Source organism: Pseudomonas sp. W3I7 (assembly GCF_030816095.1).
Classification (GTDB): Bacteria; Pseudomonadota; Gammaproteobacteria; order Pseudomonadales; family Pseudomonadaceae; genus Aquipseudomonas; species Aquipseudomonas salomonii.
Genome location: NZ_JAUSXP010000001.1, coordinates 5292247 through 5316949, shown reverse-complemented (window position 1 = coordinate 5316949; position 24703 = coordinate 5292247). Strand labels below are relative to the sequence as shown.

Here is a 24703-nt window from a genome sequence, read left to right as displayed (position 1 = left end):
GAGGGTTTGTGATGAAGTTAGCCATTGTTACCGCCTGCCCGAACGGCATGGTCACCAGTGTGCTGTGCGCCCGCTTGTTGGACGCCGCCGCGCAGCGCCAGGGTTGGAGCACCAGCACCGAAGTCGTGGATGTGCAGCGCCCTGAGCGCCAGTTGTCCCAAGCCACCATCGATGCGGCCGAGTGGGTGTTGCTGGTCAGCAGCACACCGGTGGACATGCAGCGGTTTGTCGGCAAGCGTGTATTCCAGAGCACGCCGGCCCAGGCGCTGGCGGATGTCGACGCGGTGCTGCGCCGTGGCGCCGAAGAGGCCCAGGCGTACGTCGCCAGCCAAGCCCCGGTGGCAGCGAAGAATGCCCCGCGCATCGTCGCGATCACAGCCTGCCCGACCGGCGTGGCCCACACCTTCATGGCCGCCGAAGCCTTGCAGCAAACGGCCAAGCGGTTGGGTTATGACTTGCAGGTCGAGACCCAGGGTTCGGTGGGCGCACGCACGCCGTTGAGCGCGCAGGCCATTGCCGATGCCGATGTGGTGTTGCTGGCGGCGGATATCGAAGTCGCCACCGAGCGTTTCGCCGGCAAGAAGATTTACCGCTGCGGCACCGGCATCGCCCTCAAGCAGTCCGAGGCCACGCTCAACAAGGCGCTGGCCGAAGGCGCGGTGGAAAACGCCGGCAGCGGTGCGGTCGCCAAAAAAGAAAAAACTGGCGTGTACAAACACCTGCTCACCGGCGTGTCGTTCATGTTGCCGATGGTGGTGGCGGGCGGGCTGTTGATCGCTTTGTCGTTTGTGTTCGGCATCCATGCTTTTGAAGAAAAAGGCACCTTGGCCGCCGCCCTCAAAACCGTCGGCGACCAGGCCTTTATGCTGATGGTGCCGTTGCTGGCGGGCTACATCGCTTATTCGATTGCCGACCGTCCGGGCCTCGCGCCGGGCATGATCGGCGGTTTACTGGCGGGCACCTTGGGCGCCGGGTTTATCGGCGGCATCCTGGCCGGTTTTCTTGCGGGTTACTGCGTCAAACTGATCACCCGCGCGGTGCAGTTGCCGCAAAGCCTAGAGGCGCTCAAGCCGATCCTGATCATCCCGCTGCTGGCGAGCCTGTTCACCGGCCTGGCGATGATTTACCTGGTTGGCCCGCCGGTGGCGCGGTTGCTCACGGGGCTGACGGATTTTCTCAGCACCATGGGCACCACCAATGCGGTGCTGCTGGGCATTTTGTTGGGCGGCATGATGTGTGTGGATTTGGGCGGGCCGATCAACAAGGCAGCGTATGCGTTTTCGGTCGGCCTGCTGGCGGCGTCCAGCGGTGCACCGATGGCGGCGACCATGGCCGCTGGCATGGTGCCGCCGATTGGCATGGGCATCGCCACCTTCCTGGCGCGGCGCAAGTTCGCCCAGACCGAACGCGAGGCGGGCAAGGCCGCGATGATCCTGGGCCTGTGCTTTATCTCTGAAGGCGCGATTCCATTTGCCGCCAAAGACCCGCTGCGGGTGATCCCGGCCAGCATCGCCGGTGGCGCCTTGACCGGCGCGCTGTCGATGTATTTCGGCTGCAAACTCGCCGCGCCCCATGGCGGTTTGTTTGTGTTGGTGATTCCGAATGCGATGAACCATGCGCTCCTGTATTTGCTGGCGATTGTGGCGGGCAGCTTGGTGACCGGGCTGGTGTATGCGCTGATCAAACGCCCGGAGGCGGCGGAGCTGTCGGTCACTTCAGCCAAGGCCTGACACTGTTCAAAATGTGGGAGCTGGCTTGCCTGCGATGGCATCAACTCGGTGTGCCTGATGTACCGAGGTGTCTGCATCGCAGCGGTGCGACGATTCGACAAGCCAGCTCCCACAGAAAAGCAGCTCTTCAGTGCATGCAAATCCGCAGTCGACCTCATATTCAAAACTGCATGCGGTCAACTGTGGGAGCGGGCTTGCTCGCGAATGCGGTGTGTCAGTCAATTCATCTGTAACTGACCCACCGCATTCGCAGGCAAGCCAGCTCCCACCTTTGATCTCCAGCGTTCTTTCGGGCGGTGTCACATCCGCTTCATGCTCCCGTGTTTAAGTTTCCCTTTTGATACTCAAGAGGGCACCTGCATGAGCCACTTCGATCTCGGCCGTCGCCGTGTGATGCAAGCCGTTGGCGCCGGGCTGTTGCTGCCGGGGCTGGCGCCGGCGGTGATCGCCTCGGTCAAAGACCGTCCGCAACTCACCGATGGCGTGCAGTCCGGCGACTTGCTGGGCGACCGCGCGATGATCTGGAGCCGCAGCGACCGCCCGGCGAAGATGGTGGTGGAGTGGGACACCCGCAGCGTGTTCAGCAACCCGCGCAAATTCATCTCGCCGCTGGCCGACAGCCGCACCGACTTTACCGCCCGCGTCGAACTCACCGGGCTGCCGGTCGATCAGGCGATTTTCTACCGTGTGCACTTTGAAGACGCCCAGACCGGCGTCGCCAGCGAGCCGTGGTTCGGCCACTTGCGCAGCGTGCCGCAGCAGCGTCGTGATATCCGTTTTGTGTGGAGCGGCGACACTGTCGGCCAAGGCTTCGGTATCAACCCGGACATCGGCGGCATGCGCATTTATGAAGCCATGCGCCTGCGCCTGCCGGACTTTTTTATCCACAGCGGCGACACCATCTACGCCGACGGCCCGGTGCCGGCGCAGCTGACCGTTGAAGACGGGCGCATCTGGCGCAACATCACCACCGAAGCCAAAAGCAAAGTCGCCGAAACCCTCGACGAATATCGCGGCAATTACCGCTACAACCTGTTGGATGAAAACGTGCGCCGCTTCAATGCCGAAGTGCCGCAGATCTGGCAGTGGGACGACCACGAGGTGATCAACAACTGGTCGCCGAGCAAGGTGCTCGATGAGCGTTACCAGACCAGGGACATCAACACCTTGGTCGGCCGCGCACGCCAGGCCTGGCTGGAATATTCACCGATGCGCCGCCAGAGCGCCGATGGCGGTGGGCGCATCTACCGCAAGCTCAGCTACGGGCCGTTGCTGGATGTGTTTGTGCTGGACATGCGCAGCTATCGCGGGCCTAACGACGACAACCTGGGCGGCGAAAAGCCCTTTATGGGCCGTGAGCAACTGGACTGGCTCAAGCGCGAACTCAAGGCCTCCCAGGCGCAGTGGAAAGTCGTGGCTGCCGACATGCCTATCGGCCTCGGCGTGCCTGACGGTGAAGTCAGCCCCGGCGTGCCACGTTGGGAAGCCATCGCCAACGGCGACCCAGGCCCGGCCCAGGGCCGTGAGTTGGAGATTGCTGAACTGTTGGGCTTTTTGCGCGCGCAGCAGGTGCGCAACCATGTGTGGCTGACGGCGGATGTGCATTACTGCGCGGCGCATCATTACCACCCGGACCGCGCGGCGTTTCAGGATTTCGAGCCGTTCTGGGAGTTTGTGGCGGGGCCGCTGAATGCGGGGAGCTTCGGGCCTAATCAGTTGGACAAGACTTTCGGGCCGGAGGTGGTGTTCCAGAAGGCACCGCCTGCGCAGAACACCTCGCCGTTTGCCGGTTTTCAGTTTTTTGGTGAGGTGCAGATTGATGGGCAGACCGCGGAGTTGACCGTGATCCTGCGCGACTTGGATGGGGTCTCGGTGTTCGAGCAAAAGCTGCAGCCCGCCTGACCTGCGATGCACTTAAAACTGTGGGAGCTGGCTTGCCTGCGATGGCATCACCCTGGTGTCACTGATACACCGAGGTGCCTGCATCGCAGGCAAGCCAGCTCCCACATTTGCTCCTCGGTGTTTATGAGGGCTTAGTACACATCCCGACGATAGCGGCCCTGCTCAATCAAGCGCTCCACCGCTTCGCTGCCCAGCACCTCGTGCAGCACCTGATCCACACCCGTGGCCATGCCCTGCAAGCTGCCGCACACATAAATCGCGGCGCCTTCGGCCAGCCATCTACGCAATACGTCTGCCGATTCGCGAAGGCGGTCCTGTACGTAGATTTTCTCTGCCTGGTCGCGGGAAAACGCCAGGTCCAGCAGGGCCAGGTCACCGCTGGCCAGCCAGCCTTGCAGCTCGTCCTGGCACAGGTAGTCGTGGGCAATATTGCGTTCGCCGAACAGCAGCCAGTTGCGCTGTTGGCCATCGGCAATACGCGCTTTAAGCAAACTGCGCAGGCCGGCCAGGCCGGTGCCGTTGCCCAGCAGGATCAGCGGCACCGGCGCTTCGGGCAAGTGGAAGCCACTGTTGCGGCGCAGGCGCAGGCTGATGCCGGAGCCGATGGCGGCGTATTCGGTCAGCCAGCCAGAGCCCAGGCCCAGGCTGCCGTCGGGGTGGCGTTCCTGGCGCACGATCAGCTCCAGCACACCATCGCTGGCGATCGAGGCGATGGAGTATTCGCGCATGCCCAAGGGCACCAGTGCGTTGACCAGCGCTTGTGCGTGCAGGCCGACCAGGTGCGCGCGGTTGTCCGGCAGTTGGCGGGTGGCCAAAGCCTGGTTGAGGGTTTGCGCCAGGCCGTCGATCAACACACCATCGCTGCCGACCAGGCCCAGGCCGGCGAGGAAATGCTCGATGGCCCACGGGCAATTGCGCGGCAGCACTTCCACCAGGTCACCGGCCAACCAGCTTTGCGGCGCAGGCGATGTGAGGCCCAGCAGGTAGATGTCTGAGCCTACGCTGTCGCGGTTAAGCAGGATGCGATGGCTAAGGGTCCAGTTTTCAAACTGAGGCGCCTGCCAGGCCGCTGCCGGCGCGTGGCCGGTGAGTTGGCCCAGTTGCTGTTGCCATATCAGCAGTGCTTGGCTGTCGCCGCTGTCGACTTCCACCGGCGCGAACAACGGCGTGCCGCCCTGGTGGGTCAGCCAGAAATGCAGGCGCCGGGCAAAGCCGCAGAAGTGTTCATATTGGCGATCACCCAGGGCCAGCACCGAGTAGTTCAGGCCTTTGAGCGACAAGTCCTGGCCCAGTACGTTGCGCTCAAACCCCCGGGCGCTGTCGGGCGCTTCGCCATCGCCGAAGGTGCTGACCACGAACAGCGCGTGCTGCGATTGGCGCAAGTCGTCCTGACTGACGCTGCCCAGCGGCTGCACCTTCACCGGCAAACCGGCGGCCTGCAATTGCCCGGCGGTTTGCCAGGCCAACTGTTCGGCGAAACCGCTCTGGCTGGCAAAGCCGATCAGCCAGGCCGGCGCGTCGCTGTGGTTGGCGCCGAGGCCTTTACGGGCGTCGCGCACCTGGCGTTTTTTGCGGCGACGATCCAGGTACAGCAGCCAGCCGGTAATAAAGAACAACGGCATCATCAGCGAGCTGAGGGTGAGGATAATCCGCCCGGTCCAACCGAAATAGCTGCCGGTGTGCAACGCATAAATGCTGGTGAGCAACTGGGACTTGAGCGTTTTGCTGGCGTACGGGTCGTGGGATTTGACCTCGCCGGTGCCCGGGTCCAGGTTGATCTGGTTCAGCGCGCGGTCGTGGGGCGATGAGTTGAGCAGGTAATACACGATGGCCGGCTGCCCGGCGACGGCCGGCATGCGAATGTTGTAGGCGATCAAACCGGGGCCGGCGTTGGCGTAGATGCTGCTCCATATGGCGTCGTAGTTGGCCACCGGCGCCGGGCCTTCGGGCGGCGGGCCCCGCTTGCGCAGGCGCTCGTTTTGCGGGGCGTCGGACAGCAGTTTGTTCAGGCCCTGGCTGTACCAGTCGTAGGACCAATACAGGCCGGTGAGCGCCGAGAACAGGTAGAACAGCAGGCACCAGGTGCCGAATACCGAGTGCAGGTCCCAGTTGAAACTGCGACCTTTCTTGCGCCAGTCCAGCGTCAGCCAGGCGCGCCAGCTCGCCACCTGACGCGGCCAGCGCAGGTACAGGCCCGAGAGGCAGAAGAACACCAGGAGCAGGGTGCAGGCGCCAGTGATGTTACGCCCGGTTTCGCCCATGGAGAGGAAGCGGTGCAACTGCAAGATAAAGCCGAGCACATCCTGGCCGACGGCGTCGCCCATGTAGTCGCCGGTGTAGGGGTCGAAGTAGCGCATCTGGCCACGCCGTTCGCCCGGCGGGGCGGTGAAGAACACGCGCGCGGCGTTGCCGCTGTCGCTTTCCACCCACAGCATCGACACAGTCTCGCCTTCGGTTGCCTCAAGTTTGCGCACCAGTTCGGCAGGCGGCAGCACACCGGCTTCGCGTTTTTCGACCTTCAAGACTGTGGGGTTCAGCGCCCGCAGGATTTCATCCTGAAACGAGACCGCAGCCCCGGTCATCCCCATCAACGCCAGCACCAGCCCGGCAGTGATGCCGAAGAACCAGTGCAATTGGAACAGGGTTTTTTTCAACACGTCGGACCGCCTCGCTCATCTGGATGTCGTTGCCACGGCGCGCATTATGCCGTGGGCTAACGAGAAATATTCTGTTTTACACGCAAAAGCCCCACGCATCCGATGCGTGGGGCTTGTGGTCGAACGTTGACCGGGTTTAGAAGTGGAAACTGGTGGTCAACAGCGCCGTACGCCCGGCGGCCTGGTTGGCAAAGTGCGCCGCGTAGGCTTTGTCGTAGTAGGTCTTGTCGGTCAGGTTCTGTACGTTCAATTGCAGGTCGACGTTCTTGGTCAGCTTGTAGCTGGCCATCGCGTCGTAGCGGGTGTAGGCCGGGACGTAGACGGTGTTGGCCGGGTCGCCGTACACCTGATCGACGTAGAACGCGCCGCCGCCGATGGTCAGTTTTGGCGTGATGTCGTAAGTGGTCCACAGGCTGAAGGTATTTTTCGGCGTGTTAGGCATTTGGTTGCCTTTGTTGGAGCCGGCAGACACTACGTTTTGACGGTTGCCGATTTTGCCTGGGTCGACCAGTTCGCTTTTCAGGTAGCTGTAGCCGGCAAACACTTGCCATTGATCGGTGAGCTTGCCGCTGGCCGACAGTTCCAGGCCATCGACGCGGGATTCGCCGCCGTTTTCGAAGGTGTTGGAGTCCACCAGGATTCGCGTGTTTTTCTTCTCGGTACGGAACACTGCTGCCGTCAACGACAGGCGGTTGTGGAACAGGTCCCACTTGGTGCCCAGCTCATAGTTGACGGTTTCTTCGGGTTTCAGGTCGCTGGTGTTGATGCCGGTGACGAAACCATTGGTTTCTTGCCCTTCACCCACCAGGCCGCCGACCGGCTGCGCCGAGGTGGCGTAGGAGGTGTAGATGCTGCCGTTTTCCAGCGGCTTCCAGACCAGACCCGCCTGCCAGTTGAAGAATTGGCTGTCGTCCTTGAGCTTGCTGCGGCCAGCAGCGGCGTTGGTGTTGGCTTCTGTATCAAACGTGTCGTAACGCACGCCGACGTTCAGCAGCCATTTCGGGTCCAGCTCGATGGTGTCGAACACATAGGCGGCGCGGCTGGTGGCCTTGGTGTTGGTGCCCATGTAGTTGCGGGCTACGCTGCCGGTCCAGGCGTCATCCGGTGTCGGGTTGCTCAACGAGGTGCACTGGCCGCCCAGGCTGCCTTTGGCCACGGTGCAGGTCGGGTTGCTGTTCGGGCTGACGGTGTAGCCGTTGACGCGGGTTTCTTCACCGGTGAATTCCAGGCCGGTGGAGTACGAGTGCTTCATGCCCGCCAGTTGGAAGTTGCCGAACAGATCGGTCTGGTTGGTGGTGGTGTCGGTGGTCGACACGCGGGAGTTGGCGCGGCGCCACACGGTGCCGAAACGGCTGACGTTGCGCTGGCTGTCATCCGGCTGAGTGAGTACGTAATCCTGGCCGGTGCTGCCATGGCGCAGGGTGTTTTTCAGCGTCATGTTGTCGTTCAGGTCGTGCTCGATGGAGAACGTGCTGATGTCGGCGCGGGTCTTGCGAAAATCGCGGTCTTTCAAGCCGTAGAAATTGTTGCTGTCGCCGCCGTCGGTGGGTTTGTCATGCCCATGGGCAGTGGCGGTCGGCGAGCTGTAGCCATACGGAATGCCCGAGTCCGGGAGGTCGTTGCTTTCCATGTGGTAGTAGCTGAAGTTGACGCGCGTCGGTGTGCCCAGGCCGAAGGTCAGCGACGGTGCCACGCCCCAGCGGTCGTAGTTGATGGTGTCGCGGCCGGCCACATTCTGTTCGTGACTCATCAGGTTCAAACGGAACGCGGCGTTGTCGAGGAACTGACGGTTCACGTCAAGCACGTAGCGGCGGGTCTGGTCGGAGCCGTAGGTAAAGCCGCCGTTGGTGAAGTCACGCGCTTGTGGCGTCTTGCTCACCAGGTTGATGCTGCCACCGGCCGAGCCACGACCGCCGAACGAGGAGTTGGGGCCCTTGCTGACTTCGATCGATTCGATGTCGAAGATCTCGCGGCTCTGGCCACCGGTGTCGCGCACGCCATCCAGGTAGGTGTCGCCCTGGGCGTCAAAACCACGGATGAACGGGCGATCGCCCTGGGGGTTGCCGCCTTCGCCGGCGCCAAAGGTGATGCCCGGTACGGTGCGCAAGGCATCCTGCAGCGAGGTGGCGGCGGTGTCTTTGAGCACTTGCTGCGGCACCACGGTGACCGAGCGCGGGGTGTCCACCAGCGGCGCGGTGTACTTTTGCGACGAGGCTTTTTCGACCTGGTAGGAGGTGTTGTCCTGTTCCTGGCCGGTAATGCTGGTGGCGCCGAGGGAGATGCTGTTGCGCTCGCCTTTTGGTTCGGTGCTTTCGGCCGCTTGCGCCAGTTGGGCGGCAGAGCTGGCACTGAGTGCAACGCCGATGGCCGAAGCCAGCATGCGTGGTGAACTGGCAGGTGTTTTTAGCGTAGTGCGCGACATAACGAATCCTTTCCCCAAGGAGGTGAGGCCGCGGAATATAGGGTCAACAAGACTTTCTATCAATTGCGATACATTACTATTCGCACTGGATTTACATTCTTTACACTTTTGCCTTACGGTTTTTACCCACTCATTCGTCCGCCGTGTTTTACAGGGCAGATAAGAATCAATACCATTAGCGCCTCTCTGTTTTCAGGTATTGCCTCATGTTGCTGCATATTCCCGGCCTGTTCTCTCGCGAGGAGGTGCTGCGCATTCGCCAAGCCCTGGAAAACACTGAGTGGGCCGACGGTAAAATCACTGCCGGGCACCAATCCGCCAAAGCCAAGCACAACCTGCAGTTGCCCGAAGGCCACCCGCTGGCCAAGGAAATCGGTGCGGCGATGCTCGAGCGTTTGTGGAACAACCCGTTGTTTATGTCGGCGGCGTTACCGCACAAAGTCTTCCCGCCGTTGCTCAACTGCTACACGGCCGGTGGCAGTTTTGATTTCCATATCGACAACGCCGTGCGCCAGGCGCGGGGCAGTCATGAGCGGGTGCGCACGGATTTGTCGTCCACGCTGTTCTTCAGCGACCCGCAGGAATACGACGGCGGTGAGCTGGAGATTCAAGACACCTTCGGCCTGCAACGGGTAAAACTGCCGGCGGGCGATATGGTCTTGTACCCCGGTTCCAGCCTGCACAAAGTCAACGCCGTGACCCGTGGCGCGCGCTATGCCTCGTTCTTCTGGACCCAAAGCCTGGTGCGCGAAGACAGCCAGCGCACGTTGCTGTTCGAAATGGACGGCGCTATCCAGCAATTGACCCGTGACGTCCCCGACCACCCGGCGCTGATCCAGCTCACCGGCACCTACCACAACCTGCTGCGCCGCTGGGTTGAGGTGTAAGCATGGGTTTTTTATTGCGCCGCGAAGAAGTGCTCAACGTCGAGCAACTGCAAAGCATGCTCGACGACTCCCCGGTGCGCGCGGCCCAGGCGATTTTGATGGCAGCCAAGGAAGGCGTGGTCGACGCTCAAGCGTTGCTCGGGCAAATCCTGCTGGAAGGGCGCGGCATTGCACGCGATGAAGCGCTGGCACTGCGCTGGTTCCAGATCGCGGCCCATGCCGGGCATACGATGGCGCGCAATATGGTGGGGCGTTGCCTGGAGCATGGCTGGGGTTGCGCCGTCGATGAAGCAGCGGCGGCGCGCAATTATCGTCTGGCGGCAGAAGCTGGATTGGATTGGGGGCAGTACAACTACGCCAACTTGCTGGCGACCGGCCGAGGTATTGCTGAGAACCGGCCGCAAGCGCTGGCGTTTTACCGGCTGGCCGCAGAGCAGGGTCATGCCAAGTCGATGAACCTGCTGGGGCGGTATCTGGAAGACGGCCAGTATTGCCCTCAGGATCTGGACGCGGCCGTGGCGTGGTATCGGCGCTCAGCCGAAGGCGGGGATTTTCGCGGGCAGTTCAGCTATGCGGCGGTGCTGGCTGACAGAGGCCAGATCGATGAGGCGCTGGGTTGGTTGCGCAAGGCGCTGGCTGGAGGGAATCTCAAGTTTTTGCGCACGGCGCACAAGGCACTGTTAAATGCAGCGCAGCCGCAAATCAGGTCTTTGGCTAAGGATTTCGAGCAGCGAGTGGCTCAATTAAACCATTAACGGCATGGGTTAGCGGTTGCTGCACCACTCTGAATCACCATGATTGAAGCTGATTCAGATTTAATCATATGTTTCGCGATGCTGCGAAGAGAGGATTTATGGGCGCCGACACTAAAGTACTGACCGCTCACGTCCCCACGGCCTTGGCGCAAAAAGTCGATCAGATGGCGGCACGGATGGATCGTTCGCATGGCTGGATCGTTAAGCAAGCGCTCGCCGATTGGGTCGATATGGAGGAAGAACGCAGTCGGCTGACACGAGAGGCCATGACCGATGTTGATGCTGGTCGGGTAATTGATCAGCAAGCCGTTCAAGCCTGGGCGGATAGTTTAAGCACTGATACGCCGCTGCCGGTACCTCGCTGATGGAGTTGAAGACGACCAGTAAGGCCTTATCAGATCTGGCTCGACTTTTCGACTTCCTGGCCGTTGTAAATCGCATGGCGGTGGCGCGCACAGTGCAGTCACTCTATATTTTGCGCTTATGGCACGTGCGCGAAGATCGTTGAACTGTAGACACCCCTAAAAAACCCCATGACATGTCATGGGGTTTTTGTGTGCAGCGTTGTTACACGTATCAAGACTTCAGCGGCGCAAAGCCGTTGAACTCAACCGCGCTGTAGCTGGTGGTGTATGCACCGGTCGACAGCCAGTACAGACGATGACCCCTTCTTCCATCTCACCTTTTTTCTCGGTCCAGATCGGGAACTTGATGGCTTCGTCCATGGTTTCGATCCGACCGGAGAATTTTCCTGCAGTGAGCAAGGCCGCGCAGACGACAATTAAAACCGAATGGACTGACCTTGCTGGGAGATGAGTCTGGAGATTGTGTGGCAGGAAGAGTGGCATGTTTGTGGCTCTTATTCACAAACGGTTGAAGCGTGTTTCCAGGTAAGCACTGCTTCTGCTAAGCACCCACAGTAGGTATTTATGATACGGGCCAATCAGCCATCTGGTTCTGCGAATTATGAACTGCTTCAGAAAGTTCTCGAAGAAGAAAAACGAGGCGGTAAAGCCAAAGGTGAGCATGATGAGCCGTCAATGACCAGCGCTCAGGTGGCCACTCGACTGACTCGTTCTGGCGCCGGCTGGATCGATCGCAATAGAAACGGGAAGACGGAACTTACTTATGAGTTTTCCACCGCTCCAGCACAACAATCCGAAGAATACCGCGTTGACCTCAGCAAACATAATGTCGAGAAAATAATACCGCTTACCATGAGGCAGAAAGAATTTGTCAGGAAAGCACAGCAGGAATATGCCGATGTTGCCAATGTAACGTTCACAGAAAAAACAGGTAGCGCTGCAAGTGAAGGGCACCTGACCTATAGAGCTTACAGCACTGGCAGTCGAGCCGGCGAAGGAGGGTTTGCTTACCCGCCGGTTCCGGACAACAAGGAGCACCAGGGCGAAGTGTGGCTGCGCCATCTGGATCGGGACAGCAAATTCACTACGGTGGACGGTGTTGATGAAAGTCTTGTCAGTGAGGAAAGCTGGCGCTCTAACTTGATCCACGAGGTGGGGCATGGCCTGGGTCTGGACCATCCGTTTTCTGAAAAAAATGAAGCGCTTGAACCCAGTGATTATTTTGAGAACTGGAAAAATTACACGGTCATGAGCTATAACATTCCGTTACTCAGCGCCGCTGAAGAGATTGTACAGCCGGTCAGCCTGATGATTGATGATATGGCGGGAATCCAATCAAAATATGGTGCCAACTATTCCACCCGTAAAGGCAATACGGTTTACGGCTTCAACTCCAATACCCATCGTGATCACTACAGCTTGAAAACTTCCCAAGACAAGCCGCTGTTCGCGGTGTGGGATGGTGGCGGTTGGGACACCCTCGATTTTTCTGAATTCACTCAAGATCAGACGATCAACCTCAATGAGGGCTCGCTTTCTTCAGTCGGCGGGTTGGCGGGTAACGTTGGCATCGCTCACGGCGTGACGATTGAGGAGGCCAGGGGCGGCAAAGGCAAGAACATATTGATCGGCAATGCCGCTTTCAATGTCCTGCGCGGCGGTGGCAATCGCGATCTCCTTTACGGCGGCAGTGGTGGCGCGCAGATGTGGGGTGGAGAGGGCGCGGATACTTTTGCCTTTGATACGACGTCCAGCGGCAAGCCGAACCTGGTGATGGATTTTGTCAGCGGCAAGGACAGGATCGACCTTTCCGGCATGCGCCGACAATCAGGCCCGCTGAACCTCGTTTCCAGGCTGGCGCTTGACCACAGAAAAGCGCAAAACCCGAACAATCCGACGTTTATCACCAAGCCCGGTGATGTGCTTGTGAATTACGACCGTACCCTGCAGCAGACGCTGTTGAGGATGGACACTACGGGAGATGGCAAAATGGATATGCAAATTTATGTCCGCGGAACAGTGCGGCGTGATGACATTGTTGTTTGACGCCATCAGACGCGTCACGCTGTGGGCTCTTGAATTGTCTGTGATTCAGCGAACCGATGAGCGGCCCGTACGCGAAGATCGCTGAAACGTAGCCCTCATAAAAAAACCCATGACATGTCATGGGTTTTTTGTGTGCGCGGATCTTACACGTAGTAAGACTTCAGCGGCGGAAAGCCGTTGAACTCAACCGCGCTGTAGCTGGTGGTGTACGCACCGGTCGACAGCCAGTACAAACGATCACCAATCGCCAGGTTCAGCGGCAGGCCGTACTTGTAGTTTTCGTACATGATATCGGCGCTGTCACAGGTTGGGCCGGCGATGACCACTTCTTCCATCTCGCCTTTCTTCTCGGTCCAGATCGGGAACTTGATGGCTTCGTCCATGGTTTCGATCAGGCCGGAGAACTTGCCCACATCCGTGTACACCCAACGCTCGACGGCGGTGCGCGATTTACGTGCAACCAGTACCACTTCGCTGACCAGGATACCGGCGTTGGCGATCAACGAACGGCCTGGCTCCAGGATGATTTCCGGCAGGTCGTCGCCGAAATCTTCCTTGAGGAAGCGGATGATTTCTTCGGCGTAGGTTTCCAGGCTGTTGGTGCGGGTAATGTAGTTGGCCGGGAAGCCGCCACCCATGTTGATCAGCTTGAGGTGGATGCCGTCTTCTTCCTTCAGGCGCTCGAAGATCACTTTGACCTTGGCGATCGCCGCGTCCCACACGCTGATGTCGCGCTGTTGCGAGCCGACGTGGAAGGAGATGCCGTAAGGCACCAGGCCCAGGTCACGGGCGAGGATCAGCAGGTCCATGGCCATGTCGGTCTGGCAGCCGAATTTGCGCGACAACGGCCAGTCGGCCGTGGTCGAGCCTTCGGTGAGGATACGCACATACACTTTCGAACCCGGCGCGGCCTTGGCGATGTTGCGCAGGTCGGCTTCGGAGTCGGTGGAGAACAGACGCACGCCTTTATCAAAGAAGTAGCGGATGTCCTTGGATTTCTTGATGGTGTTGCCGTAGCTGATACGGTCCGGGCTGACGCCACGGTCCATCACTTTATCCAGCTCGTAGATAGACGCGATGTCGAAGCTCGAACCCTTGTCTTTCAACAGGTCGATGATCTCGACGGCCGGGTTGGCCTTGACCGCGTAATAGACTTTGGCGAATTCGAAACCGGCGCGCAGGTCATCGTAGGCCTGGCTGATCATCGCGGTGTCGATCACCACGAACGGGGTTTCTTGCTTGTCGGCGAACGCCTTCATTTTGTCAAAAGTGGCGCGCGCGAAATAATCTTCGACGTTGATCGACATGCTGGGGAGCTCCTAAGGGCAAACTTTAATAAACAATGGGTGCAAATGAACGTCCTCCGTATCCCCACTTTGGTTCGCCTACTTCCCAAGGCATGTCGCCGAAAGCAAAAAGGCCATGGGAATTACCGCTTCCCTTGGCCTTGCTGTCTCGTCGTCAGTACTTGAGCCGGATGGATCGTTTCCAGCATGGACGTTCGGCGCGAACTTTAGGACGTGAGGGGCCATAGATCAACTAAAAATGTCGCGTTTTTGCACGCGTTCGTCGCGAGGTCGCGTGCAGCTACTTATGTAACCGACAGGTGTGACGGATTGATGTTCCCCCAGGAGTGTTATTTGAGGGGAATGTGGAGCACTTCTGTGGCGAGGGAGCTTGCTCCCGCTGGGGCGCGAAGCGCCCCCAAAATCAGTCAACCCCGTTTACCTGAAACTATTGAGTCGTCTGTTCTGGGGCTGCTGCGCGGCCCAACGGGAGCAAGCTCCTCGCCACAGACGTTAATCAGGCCAGCGCGGTTTCGGCCGGCGAAACAATACTGGTCTTGCCCCCACGGGACTTACCGGAACTCAGGTACTCGGCGATCGACTCCTGGGTCACTTCACCGAGGAACACCCGCTCAGCGTCCATCACCGGCAACCACGAACGGTTGAACTCGTACATGCGCGACAGCAGGATGCGCAAATGCTCGTCATACGCCGCCGTGGCGTTGAACTCGCGCAGGTACTGGCCGCACGTACCGGTCTGACGGTGCAGGTCGCGGCGTCGTACATAGCCCAGTGCCTTGTTCTCGGCGCAGGTGACCACCACATAACGGCGGTCCGTCTCGTCCATCAACTCCAGCGCTTCGGCCACCGGGGTTTCCGGGCTTACCGACGGGGCGTTGTCCGCCGCGTCTTCGGCTTTCACCAGGAGCAGGCGCTTGAGGGTGCTGTCCTGGCCGACAAAATTGCTCACGAACTCGTCAGCCGGATGCGCCAGCAGCGTGTCCGGGTGGTCGATCTGCAGCAGCTTGCCGGCGCGGAAGATGGCAATCTTGTCGCCCAGCTTGATCGCTTCGTCGATGTCGTGGCTGACCATGATCACGGTCTTGTTCAGCGCCCGTTGCATCTCGAAAAACTCGTTCTGGATCATTTCGCGGTTGATCGGGTCGACCGCGCCGAACGGCTCGTCCATCAGCAGCAACGGCGCATCCGCCGCCAGCGCGCGGATCACGCCGATGCGCTGCTGCTGGCCGCCCGAGAGTTCACGCGGGTAGCGATGCAGGTACTGCTTGGGTTCGAGCTTGATCATGCTCATCAATTCGCGGGCGCGGTCATGGCATTTCTGCTTGTCCCAGCCCAGCAGCTTGGGGACCACCACGATGTTTTCTTCGATGGTCATGTTCGGGAACAGGCCGATCTGCTGGATCACATAGCCGATGTTGCGGCGCAGGGTCACTTCGTCGAGGTCGGTGGTGTCTTCGCCATTGATCAAAATCTTGCCCGAAGTGGGCTTGATCAAGCGGTTGATCATTTTCAGCGTGGTGCTTTTGCCGCAGCCCGACGGGCCGAGGAATACGCAAATCTCGCCTTCGTTGACGGTCAGGCTTACGTCGTTCACGGCGGATACGGTTTTGCCGTTGCTTTGAAAAGTCTTGGTCAGGTTTTGAAGTTCGATCATTTGAGCAGTCCTTTTGGAGTCAGCGAGCGTTGCAGCCATTGCAGAAGCAGGTCGGCGAAGATGGCCAGGAGACTGACCAGTACGGCGCCAACGATCAGCATCGACATGTCGCTGCGGCTGATGGAAGCCAGAATAAGTACACCCAGGCCACCGGCGCCGATGGTGGCGGCAATGGTCATGACGCCAATGTTCATCACCACAGCGGTGCGCACACCGGCGAGGATCACCGGCACGGCGATCGGCAGTTCGACCATGCGCAGGCGCTGGCCGAAGGTCATGCCGATGCCTTTGGCGGCTTCGCGAATGCCCGGCTCAACGCCGGTCAGTGCCAGGTAGGTGTTACGCATGATCGGCAGCAGGGAGTAGAGGAACACGGCGGTGATCGCCGGCATCGGCCCCAGGCCCTGGCCGAACTTAGAGTAGAACGGCAGCAGCAGGCCGAACAGCGCGATGGACGGCACGGTCAGCAGCACCGTGGCGCTGGCTTGCAGCGGGCCGGCCAGGGTCGGGAAGCGCGTCATCAGCACGCCGAGGGGCACACCCACGACGATTGCCAGGATGACGGCAATGCCGACCAGGGTGATGTGCTGCCAGGTCAGGTGCAGGACCTGGGCCCAATCAAGATGGGAAAAGGCGTTTAAAAATTCCATGTCTTCTCCTCTTATTGGCTGATGGGATGCTGGCGCAGAAAATCTGCGGCCACGGCGGATGGGCTTTCATGGTCGACGTCAACCCGCGCGTTCAGCTGGCGCATGGTTTCGTCGTCGAACAGCGCGGCCAGTGGTTTCAGGTCGGCGGCCAATTGCGGGTGGGCGTCGAGATAAACCTGACGCACCACCGGCGCGGCGGTGTAGTCCGGGAAGTAGTGCTTGTCGTCTTCCAGCAGCTTCAATTTGAAGGCATTCAGGCGACCGTCGGTGGTGTAGACCAAGCCCGCAAACACCTGGCCATTACGCAGCGCGGTGTAGACCAGGCCGGCGTCCATCTGCCGAGTGTTTTTGCGCGTGAGGTTCATGTCGTACAGCTTGACCATGCCGGCCAGGCCGTCGGAGCGGTTGGCGAACTCAGTGTCCAGGGCCACCAGGCGGTTTTCCTTGGTGTGTTGCGCCATGGCTTGGGTGAGGTCGCTGATGCTGTTGATTTCAGGATGTTCCTTGGCCACTTTTTCAGGCAGTGCCAGGGCGTAGGTATTGCTGAAGTGCGACGGAGAGAGCCAGATCAGGCCTTTTTTCGCGTCGAGTTCTTTAACCCGGGCGTAGGACTGTTCGCTGTCGAGCTTCTCATCGACGTGGTTGTAGGCCACCAGCGACACGCCGGTGTACTCCCAGATCAAATCCAGCTGCCCGCTTTCCTGGGCACTGCGCGCCAGGTTACTGCCCAGGCCGCCGGTCACGCGGGTGTCGTAGCCTTTGGTGCGCAGGTACTGGGAAGTGATTTCGGCGAGCAGGGTCTGTTCGGTGAACACCCGGGCGCCGATGCGAATTACCGGTTTTTCGGCGGCTTGCGCAAACCCTGCAAACAGCAGGACGCAGCTCAATATCAAGGTCAGTTTTTTCATGTGATTTCCTTTGCCAAGCCTTAAGACGCACGCACTCCGCGTTCCAGCCAGAGGCGGCTGGCCATGGTCACCAGGCCGTCGAGCAGCAATGCCAGCAGCGCGGTGCACGCGGCGCCGAGCAGCAGTTGCGGCTGATTGTTCAGGGCGATGCCGGGGAAAATCAGGCTGCCAAGGCTGTTGGCGCCGATCAGGAACGCCAGTGGCGCAGTACCCACGTTGATCGCCAGGGCCACGCGCACGCCGCCGATGATGATCGGTACGGCGTTGGGCAGTTCCACGCGAAACAGCACCTGACGCGGCGTCATGCCGATGCCGGTGGCGGCTTCTTTGAGTGAGCCTTGAACGTTTTTGAGGCCTTCGTAGGTGTTGCGCACGATGGGCAGCAACGAGGCGAGGAACAACGCGAAGATGGCCGGGCCACTGCCGATGCCGAGGACGCCGAGGGCGATGGCCAGTACGGCCAGGGGAGGGACGGTGTTGCCGATGTTGAAGATCTGCATGAAACGTTCTGCGCGCCCGACCATGTTCGGTCGGCTGAGTAGGATACCGGCGGGGATCCCTACAACGAGGGCGGCCAGCATGGAGACTAGAACGAGGATCAGGTGTGCTTGCAGGTAAAACAACAAATCGTCGCGGTACAGTTCGATCGTGTTGATGCCGATCCAGTGGACCAGCAGGGCCAGGAGCGCGACGACAACCACGCCTCCTATCAGCCCTTTGCCATAGCGAATAGCCACAGGCGGACTCCTTTTTTTCTTTTGTCGGCGAACACATTTTCCGGCGGCAATGCCATTCCTGGCTGCCTTCGAATGTGTTCGCGAAAAGCAGCTCGCCGATACCGGCAACGCGGTATGCGATCGAGCCATGAGCGCAGCCTCGTCAGGCTAACTTGCTGATTTTTCAGCCCCTGTTCCGAGTGCGGTAGCAGGGGAGTGGACGTCTCTACCTTTTAAAAGGTTCCACACTTGGCACCATTTAGCCACCCCCAATCGGGTGAACGGTGGTCTGGCTCCCTGTGTTTGCGCTATACTCGCCGCCCTTTTTTGACTCACCTGCCAGGCGATTTCCCATGACCCACCAGGCCGCCGAAGTCGCGAAACGCCGCACTTTCGCCATTATTTCCCACCCCGATGCCGGTAAAACCACCATCACCGAGAAGCTGCTGCTGATGGGCAAGGCAATCGCTGTGGCCGGCACGGTGAAATCCCGCAAATCCGACCGCCATGCGACATCCGACTGGATGGAGATGGAGAAGCAACGGGGTATTTCCATTACCACGTCGGTCATGCAGTTCCCGTATCGCGACCACATGGTCAACCTGCTCGACACCCCCGGCCACGAAGACTTCTCCGAAGACACCTACCGCACCCTGACTGCGGTGGACTCGGCCTTGATGGTTCTCGACGGCGGTAAAGGCGTCGAGCCACGGACCATCGCGCTGATGGATGTGTGCCGCCTGCGTGACACGCCCATCGTCAGCTTCATCAACAAACTCGACCGCGACATCCGCGACCCGATCGAGTTGCTGGATGAAATCGAAGCGGTCCTGAAGATCAAGGCCGCGCCGATCACTTGGCCGATCGGCTGCTACCGCGACTTCAAGGGCGTGTACCACCTGGCTGATGACTACATCATTGTCTACACCGCCGGCCACGGTCACGAACGCACCGAAACCAAGATCATCGAAAAACTCGACTCGGACGAAGCCCGCGCCCACCTGGGTGATGAGTACGACCGTTTTGTCGACCAGCTGGAACTGGTGCAGGGTGCCTGCCACGCGTTCAACCAGCAGGAATTCCTCGACGGCCAGCTGACGCCGGTGTTCTTCGGTACCGCCCTGGGCAACTTTGGTGTCGACCATGTGCTCGATGCCGTGGTGGATTGGGCGCCCAAGCCTCTGGCCCGGGTTGCCAACGAGCGCACCGTGGAACCGGTCGAAGAGAAATTCACCGGCTTCGTGTTCAAGATCCAGGCGAACATGGACCCCAAACACCGTGACCGTATCGCCTTTATGCGTATCTGCTCCGGCAAATACGAAAAAGGCATGAAGATGCGCCACGTGCGCACCGGCAAGGACGTGCGCATCGGCGACGCCCTGACGTTCTTCTCTTCGGAGCGTGAACAGCTGGAAGAGGCGTTTGCCGGCGACATCATCGGCCTGCACAACCACGGCACCATCCAGATCGGCGACACCTTCACCGAAGGCGAAGCCCTGGGCTTCACCGGTATCCCGCACTTCGCCCCGGAACTGTTCCGCCGCGTACGCCTGCGTGACCCGCTCAAATCCAAGCAACTGCGCCAAGGTTTGCAGCAGCTGGCGGAAGAGGGCGCCACCCAGGTGTTCTTCCCCGAGCGCAGCAACGACATCATCCTTGGCGCCGTTGGTGTGCTGCAGTTCGATGTGGTCGCCAGCCGCTTGAAAGAGGAATACAAGGTTGAATGCTCCTACGAGCCGATCACCGTGTACTCCGCACGCTGGATCGATTGCAGCGATAAGAAGAAGCTGGAAGAGTTCTCCAACAAGGCCGTGGAAAACCTGGCGATCGACGGCGGTGGTCACCTGACCTACCTGGCACCGACCCGGGTCAACCTGGCGCTGATGGAAGAGCGTTGGCCGGATGTGAAATTCCGTGCGACCCGCGAGCATCACTAACAACGAGGCGGGCCATACAATACGTATGGCCCGGCTTGGCGTGTTGAGTATCAGCAACTGATGCTGAAACCACTCAGGCCAGCATTCAATTGACTATCGTTTAGTTGGAAAGTAACTGTGGGTCGTTGCCTCAACGACAAAGCGGTCATATTCGGGCCGTGAGATAAAACTGTTATTGTCTTTGTCGGCAGCCTTGAAGGCAACGCTGTCAAATTCTGATTTATCCGAATAACCCAGGTCTGTTGCTGTTTTAACGTAACGATCGTCCATGTATGAACTCCACTCTTGCCTTGAAAGTTGCTGGTCTTTGTTGCGGTCTGAATAATCCCAGTTGTCATTGTAGGTGCTGTTGTAGAGGCCTCCGCAGGCGGTGGTGTTTACTACGACAGCGATGAGTGCACAGGTGGCGAGAAAAGGTTTCACTTTACGTGTCTCGGGAGTAGTTCGTGGAGTCAGGACTTTAGTGATGGGTATTCGCTAGATGCAATAAACTCGGTTGTAGCATTAAGATTTTCGGAATATTCCTACGCTCGGGGCGGAAACACGCACCGCGTGATATCAAAGGGCGAAGCCGTCATGGCTTCGCCCTTTTTTGTAGGTGCGACGCCGCTCAAGTGTGGGAGCTGGCTTGCCTGCGATGGCGGTCTGTCAGTCACCCCATGAGTGGCTGGCCCACCGCTATCGCAGGCTAGCCAGCTCCCATATTTTGATCTTCATAGTGTCAGTGGCATTGGCGAGAACCCCGCATCCGGACTAGCGTATTCAAATGCTTCACCCATTCACCGACGGATCCGGAGGCGACCTTGCGTATAACTCAACGTGCCGTCCAACTGATGCTGCTGGCGGCTTTGGGCCTGGCCGGCACAGCGGCGCTGGCGGATACCGGCACGCCACAGTGGAAAGACACTGGCCCGGTCACCAAGAAAAAGCAGAAGGAAGTTAACTCCGGCAGCTGGCAGCCCCAGGTTCAGCCGGCCCCCAAGGAAGATCAAGAAAACCCCTACAACGAAGGTGAGGACAGCGAAACCTACGATGACGGCAATACCTGAGGCCTTATTGGCAGAAACCCGAGAACGGAACTAGCTTCATTCACAGCGCCGGTCGAACACTGGCGCACGTGTTTCACTGACTGGACGGAAATCGACCATGACTATCTTTCAACGTTTGGTGCTGTTGCTGAAAGTGTTGGTGATGTTATCGCTGGGCGCTTCATCGGCGTGGGCCAGTACGGCCGTGCAGAGCCAGGCCCCAGGCTATGTGGCGGCGAAGACGGCGCAGGTGGGTGGTTTGCAGTTGGCCAAGAGCGAGGCAGAGCCTGGTGATGAAGACCAGGGCGGTTCCAAGGATGACGATGACCAGCAAGCCCCGCCAGATGACGATGACACCGAAGGTGACAGCGATACGTAAGGTGATCTGAAAAAGCCCTTCCCGCTTAGCGGCGCGTCAACCGTCGGGAAGGGCTGCAGTTCAGCCGATGTCTTTGAAATAGTCGTTGTTGGGAATATGGTCTGTTGCAAGCCCAGGTTCCGGGGCATAACTGGCACTGCTTGCTGCCGTGAAGTTGATTTCTTTACTGCCCTTGGTAATGCTGCGCTCACCTGCTATTTGAGTCGGTGTGGTGTAAACCGTCCGACGCATCGTTACATAAGCGCTCTGGTCATTTTTCATCTTTGTGAGAAGCTCATTTATCGGGTCGGCGGTCAGGTTGAGTTTCTTTTCCAAACGAACACCCCAGCGTGTCAGGCATGTTTCTGCAAAGTGACGAACGATCTGACCGGGTTCTGCATAGACCTTCGCGCCTTGATTACCATCCGCAGCAGCATTGCCCACTAAGGTCGCGTGGCGGCCTGGCAATGGGTAAATATGCACCTTGGTCGCTGTATCAAACTCAGGAACAACACACGCGAAGCCGAGTGATCGCTCATCCCTTGCGTAAAAGGCTACATACTCTTTGACGTTGCTGCCGAGCTTTACCCGGCTGTCCTGGAAGTTCAACAACCCCGGAACAGGGTCAACTGCAAAGATGTTGACGGGCACATTTTTTAAGGCACTGTCATTGCGCATGGCATTGGCCAGCATATGGCAACTGATCCCGCCACGGCTCCAACCGACCAGATTGACTTGGGTAGGAATGATGCCGTCTTTTCGAAAGGTCTTGATGATCTGCTCTTGCAGCTGTTGTTGCGTTACTTTGCGCGTGCCGTAGTCATACGTGCGCCAATACCAGCTGCCCGTGGCTTTGACCTCTTCAATGGGGACGCCGGCTTTCTGTAGTTGGTTGTAGTTCTCTTCGGTCAGTTTTGTCCGCTGCCATGTGAAGGTGCCCTTCATGATATTGAGGGCGTGAGTCACATTTTCCTCCCAGCCGGAACCCAAGGCTGTTCCCGTTAGCTGTAAATGGTTCGCCGACGCCGTGAACATTTCATCGGCTTGCAGATTGCCGCTGCCGGGCCCGTCGATAACGATCCATTCGGCAAACTCTTTACTGAGGCTTGAAGTGTTTTGCGCGAGGGTGGAAATGAGTTCGCCGTTCCAATAGTTGGCGTTGCTGTCATCAAATTTGGTTGAGCCGGTGCCGCAGAAAAAAACTGTGAAAGTGGTCATGAGCGCTTACCCGTCCGCTGGATAAAGGTCGTGAGCCCATGAAAGTGCAAATAGGATTGGCTGCCTACTGTGAGAATTCACAGTTCGTTAGATTGCTTTTGAATACCTAACGGGGGGAGTGGTAGAAAAGCGTCGGTGATACACCAAAAAGAAAGCCCCTCCCGCCAGGCTGATGCGCAACCTGATGGGAAGGGCTGTAAAACTCAGTGTGATCTCGTCAGGCCACGAATTGCTCCGCATAGTGGCAAGCCACCTGACGATTATCCAAAGGCCTCAATAACGGCTCCTCACTGCTGCACCGCGCCGTGGCATACGGGCAGCGCTTGTGGAATGCGCAGCCAGGCGGCGGGTTCAGCGGGTTGGGCAGTTCGCCGACGATCTTGATCTTCGGCTTGTTCGGGTCCGGGTGGATGGTCGGGGTGGCCGACAGCAGCGCCTGGGTGTACGGGTGCAGGGGGCGGGCGTAGATGTCTTCCTTGGGGCCGACTTCCACCGGGCGGCCGAGGTACATCACCATCACGTCGTCGGCAACGTGCTGTACCACCGCCAGGTTGTGGGAGATGAACACGTAGGCGGTGTTGAATTCCTGCTGCAAATCCATGAACAGGTTGAGTACCTGGGCCTGGATCGACACGTCCAGCGCCGAGGTCGGCTCATCCGCCACCAGCACCTTGGGTTGCAGCATCATGGCGCGCGCCAGGGCGATGCGCTGGCGCTGACCGCCGGAGAACATGTGCGGGTAGCGCTGATAATGCTCAGGGCGCAGGCCCACTTGCTTCATCATCGCCTGCACTTTCTCGCGGCGTTCGGCGGCGGACAGGTTGGTGTTGATCAGCAGCGGCTCGCCGAGCTGGTCACCGACCTTCTGGCGCGGGTTCAGCGAGGCGTACGGGCTCTGGAACACCATCTGCACGTCTTTGCGCAATTGCTTGCGCTGGGCCTTGTCGGCGCCGGCCACTTCCTGGCCGGCGATTTTCAAGGAGCCCGAAGACGGCTCTTCGATCAGCGTCAATGCGCGGGCCAGGGTGGATTTGCCGCAACCCGATTCGCCTACCACGGCGAGGGTCTTGCCGGCTTCCAGTTCAAACGACACACCATTGAGCGCGCGTACCAGTGCATGGCCCTTGAACAGGCCACGGGACACTTCGTAGTGACGGGTGAGGTCGCGGGCGGTAAGAACGACGGCCATTACGCCACCTCCTGGTTCAAGGGGTAGAAGCAGCGCGCGAGGCTGTTGCTTTTCGGGTCAAGGCCGGGGCGCTGGGCGCGGCAGGATTCCTGCACGTACGGGCAGCGCGGCGACAGCAGGCAACCCTGCGGGCGGTCATAACGACCGGGCACGATACCCGGCAGCGTGGCCAGGCGCGTGGCGCCCAGGCTGTGCTCGGGAATCGCCTTGAGCAGTGCTTCGCTGTACGGGTGCGCCGGGATGTCGAACAGTTGCGGCACCTGGCCGACTTCCACGGCTTGGCCTGCGTACATCACGCACACGCGCTGGGCGGTTTCAGCCACGACCGCGAGGTCGTGAGTGATCAGCACCAGGCCCATGTTCTGCTCTTTTTGCAGGGCCAGCAGCAGCTCCATGATCTGTGCCTGGATGGTCACGTCCAGTGCCGTGGTCGGTTCATCGGCGATCAGCAGTTTCGGCTCGCCGGCAATTGCCATGGCGATTGCCACACGCTGGCTCATACCACCGGACAGTTGGTGCGGGTAGGCATCCATACGGCTGGCGGCGCCCGGGATTTCTACTTTTTCGAGCAGTTCGATGGCGCGCTTGCGCGCTTGCTTGCCGGACATTTTCAGGTGCAGGCGCAGCACTTCTTCAATCTGGAAACCCACGGTGTAGCTGGGGTTCAGCGCGGTCATCGGGTCCTGGAACACCATCGCCAGGTCTTTGCCGACGATCTGGCGGCGCTGGCGGTTGCTCAGCTTGAGCATGTCCTTGCCGTCAAAGTTCAGGGCGTCGGCGGTGACGATGCCGGGGTGCTCGATCAGGCCCATCAGCGCCATCATGGTCACGGATTTACCCGAGCCCGACTCGCCAACGATCGCCAGTACTTCGCCTTTGTCGACCGAGATGTCGAGGCCATCGACCACCGGTACGGCGGTCTTGTCGCCGAAGCGCACGTTGAGATTCTTGATTTCTAACAGTGACATGGGAAT

At 59.5% G+C, this 24703-nt stretch carries 20 protein-coding genes and 1 pseudogene; 9 read left to right on the top strand and 12 right to left on the bottom strand.

Going from position 1 to position 24703, the window contains the following annotated elements:
- The first annotated feature begins 11 nt into the window (after nucleotides 1–11).
- The gene (locus QF043_RS24545) at nucleotides 12–1730 is read left to right on the top strand and encodes a PTS fructose-like transporter subunit IIB (protein WP_307420486.1); all 1719 of its coding nucleotides are present in this window, start codon (nucleotides 12–14) and stop codon (nucleotides 1728–1730) included.
- A gap of 360 nt (nucleotides 1731–2090) precedes the next feature.
- A complete protein-coding gene (locus QF043_RS24540; RefSeq protein ID WP_122526981.1) occupies nucleotides 2091–3632 on the top strand; it encodes an alkaline phosphatase in 1542 nt (513 codons plus the stop codon).
- A gap of 131 nt (nucleotides 3633–3763) precedes the next feature.
- Here QF043_RS24540 and QF043_RS24535 read toward each other — a convergent pair whose 3' ends face one another.
- Both QF043_RS24535 and QF043_RS24530 read right to left on the bottom strand, forming a co-directional pair.
- The gene (locus QF043_RS24535) at nucleotides 3764–6289 is read right to left on the bottom strand and encodes a sulfite reductase flavoprotein subunit alpha (protein ID WP_307420485.1); all 2526 of its coding nucleotides are present in this window, start codon (nucleotides 6287–6289) and stop codon (nucleotides 3764–3766) included.
- A 136-nt stretch (nucleotides 6290–6425) separates the two neighbouring features.
- The gene (locus QF043_RS24530; protein ID WP_307420484.1) at nucleotides 6426–8711 is read right to left on the bottom strand and encodes a TonB-dependent siderophore receptor; all 2286 of its coding nucleotides are present in this window, start codon (nucleotides 8709–8711) and stop codon (nucleotides 6426–6428) included.
- A gap of 206 nt (nucleotides 8712–8917) precedes the next feature.
- Here QF043_RS24530 and QF043_RS24525 point away from each other — a divergent pair, with 206 nt between their 5' ends.
- From QF043_RS24525 to QF043_RS24515, 3 genes are all read left to right on the top strand, one after another.
- On the top strand, nucleotides 8918–9598 hold the full coding sequence (locus tag QF043_RS24525; RefSeq protein WP_305457718.1) for a Fe2+-dependent dioxygenase: 681 nt from the start codon (nucleotides 8918–8920) through the stop codon (nucleotides 9596–9598).
- A gap of 2 nt (nucleotides 9599–9600) precedes the next feature.
- Complete coding sequence (locus tag QF043_RS24520; RefSeq protein WP_307420483.1) at nucleotides 9601–10353, top strand: tetratricopeptide repeat protein; 753 nt, start codon at nucleotides 9601–9603, stop codon at nucleotides 10351–10353.
- 98 nt (nucleotides 10354–10451) lie between these two features.
- Entirely contained in the window at nucleotides 10452–10718 is a 267-nt protein-coding gene (locus QF043_RS24515; RefSeq protein ID WP_307420482.1) for a CopG family ribbon-helix-helix protein, read from the top strand.
- Nucleotides 10719–10929: 211 nt separating this feature from the next.
- On the opposite strand, the pseudogene QF043_RS24505 reads toward QF043_RS24515, so the two are convergent.
- A pseudogene (locus QF043_RS24505) lies at nucleotides 10930–11105 on the bottom strand (type III PLP-dependent enzyme); the annotation flags it as partial.
- Between the two features lie 177 nt (nucleotides 11106–11282).
- On the opposite strand from QF043_RS24505, the gene QF043_RS24500 reads away from it, so the two are divergent.
- Nucleotides 11283–12764 carry a M10 family metallopeptidase C-terminal domain-containing protein gene (locus QF043_RS24500; RefSeq protein ID WP_307420481.1) on the top strand — a complete coding sequence of 494 codons (1482 nt, stop codon included), beginning with the start codon at nucleotides 11283–11285 and terminating at the stop codon, nucleotides 12762–12764.
- Between the two features lie 143 nt (nucleotides 12765–12907).
- Here QF043_RS24500 and QF043_RS24495 read toward each other — a convergent pair whose 3' ends face one another.
- The 5 genes from QF043_RS24495 to QF043_RS24475 form a co-directional block, all read right to left on the bottom strand.
- Nucleotides 12908–14071 (bottom strand): type III PLP-dependent enzyme, encoded by a 1164-nt coding sequence (locus tag QF043_RS24495; RefSeq protein ID WP_017138295.1) that lies wholly within the window; start codon nucleotides 14069–14071, stop codon nucleotides 12908–12910.
- A 496-nt stretch (nucleotides 14072–14567) separates the two neighbouring features.
- Complete coding sequence (locus QF043_RS24490; RefSeq protein WP_053131666.1) at nucleotides 14568–15725, bottom strand: betaine/proline/choline family ABC transporter ATP-binding protein; 1158 nt, start codon at nucleotides 15723–15725, stop codon at nucleotides 14568–14570.
- The gene (locus QF043_RS24485) at nucleotides 15722–16375 is read right to left on the bottom strand and encodes an ABC transporter permease (RefSeq protein WP_027604864.1); all 654 of its coding nucleotides are present in this window, start codon (nucleotides 16373–16375) and stop codon (nucleotides 15722–15724) included. The genes QF043_RS24490 and QF043_RS24485 overlap by 4 nt, the downstream gene beginning before the upstream one ends.
- A gap of 11 nt (nucleotides 16376–16386) precedes the next feature.
- The gene (locus tag QF043_RS24480) at nucleotides 16387–17283 is read right to left on the bottom strand and encodes a glycine betaine ABC transporter substrate-binding protein (protein WP_307420479.1); all 897 of its coding nucleotides are present in this window, start codon (nucleotides 17281–17283) and stop codon (nucleotides 16387–16389) included.
- A gap of 20 nt (nucleotides 17284–17303) precedes the next feature.
- Nucleotides 17304–18020, bottom strand: coding sequence for an ABC transporter permease (locus QF043_RS24475; protein ID WP_307420478.1), 717 nt, complete (start codon nucleotides 18018–18020; stop codon nucleotides 17304–17306).
- Nucleotides 18021–18352: 332 nt separating this feature from the next.
- On the opposite strand from QF043_RS24475, the gene QF043_RS24470 reads away from it, so the two are divergent.
- Complete coding sequence (locus QF043_RS24470; RefSeq protein ID WP_307420477.1) at nucleotides 18353–19936, top strand: peptide chain release factor 3; 1584 nt, start codon at nucleotides 18353–18355, stop codon at nucleotides 19934–19936.
- 93 nt (nucleotides 19937–20029) lie between these two features.
- Here QF043_RS24470 and QF043_RS24465 read toward each other — a convergent pair whose 3' ends face one another.
- Nucleotides 20030–20359, bottom strand: coding sequence for a hypothetical protein (locus tag QF043_RS24465; protein ID WP_307420476.1), 330 nt, complete (start codon nucleotides 20357–20359; stop codon nucleotides 20030–20032).
- Between the two features lie 380 nt (nucleotides 20360–20739).
- Here QF043_RS24465 and QF043_RS24460 point away from each other — a divergent pair, with 380 nt between their 5' ends.
- Both QF043_RS24460 and QF043_RS24455 read left to right on the top strand, forming a co-directional pair.
- Nucleotides 20740–20985, top strand: a complete 246-nt coding sequence (locus QF043_RS24460; protein WP_307420475.1) for a hypothetical protein — start codon at nucleotides 20740–20742, stop codon at nucleotides 20983–20985.
- Between the two features lie 97 nt (nucleotides 20986–21082).
- Nucleotides 21083–21343, top strand: coding sequence for a hypothetical protein (locus QF043_RS24455; protein ID WP_138816864.1), 261 nt, complete (start codon nucleotides 21083–21085; stop codon nucleotides 21341–21343).
- A 60-nt stretch (nucleotides 21344–21403) separates the two neighbouring features.
- Here the strand turns inward: QF043_RS24455 and QF043_RS24450 are convergent, their stop codons facing one another.
- The 3 genes from QF043_RS24450 to QF043_RS24440 form a co-directional block, all read right to left on the bottom strand.
- Nucleotides 21404–22540 (bottom strand): hypothetical protein, encoded by a 1137-nt coding sequence (locus QF043_RS24450; RefSeq protein WP_307420474.1) that lies wholly within the window; start codon nucleotides 22538–22540, stop codon nucleotides 21404–21406.
- Nucleotides 22541–22757: 217 nt separating this feature from the next.
- The gene (locus QF043_RS24445) at nucleotides 22758–23729 is read right to left on the bottom strand and encodes a peptide ABC transporter ATP-binding protein (protein WP_101266467.1); all 972 of its coding nucleotides are present in this window, start codon (nucleotides 23727–23729) and stop codon (nucleotides 22758–22760) included.
- On the bottom strand, nucleotides 23729–24697 hold the full coding sequence (locus QF043_RS24440) for an ABC transporter ATP-binding protein (RefSeq protein ID WP_017138287.1): 969 nt from the start codon (nucleotides 24695–24697) through the stop codon (nucleotides 23729–23731). The genes QF043_RS24445 and QF043_RS24440 overlap by 1 nt, the downstream gene beginning before the upstream one ends.
- Nucleotides 24698–24703 lie beyond the last annotated feature (6 nt).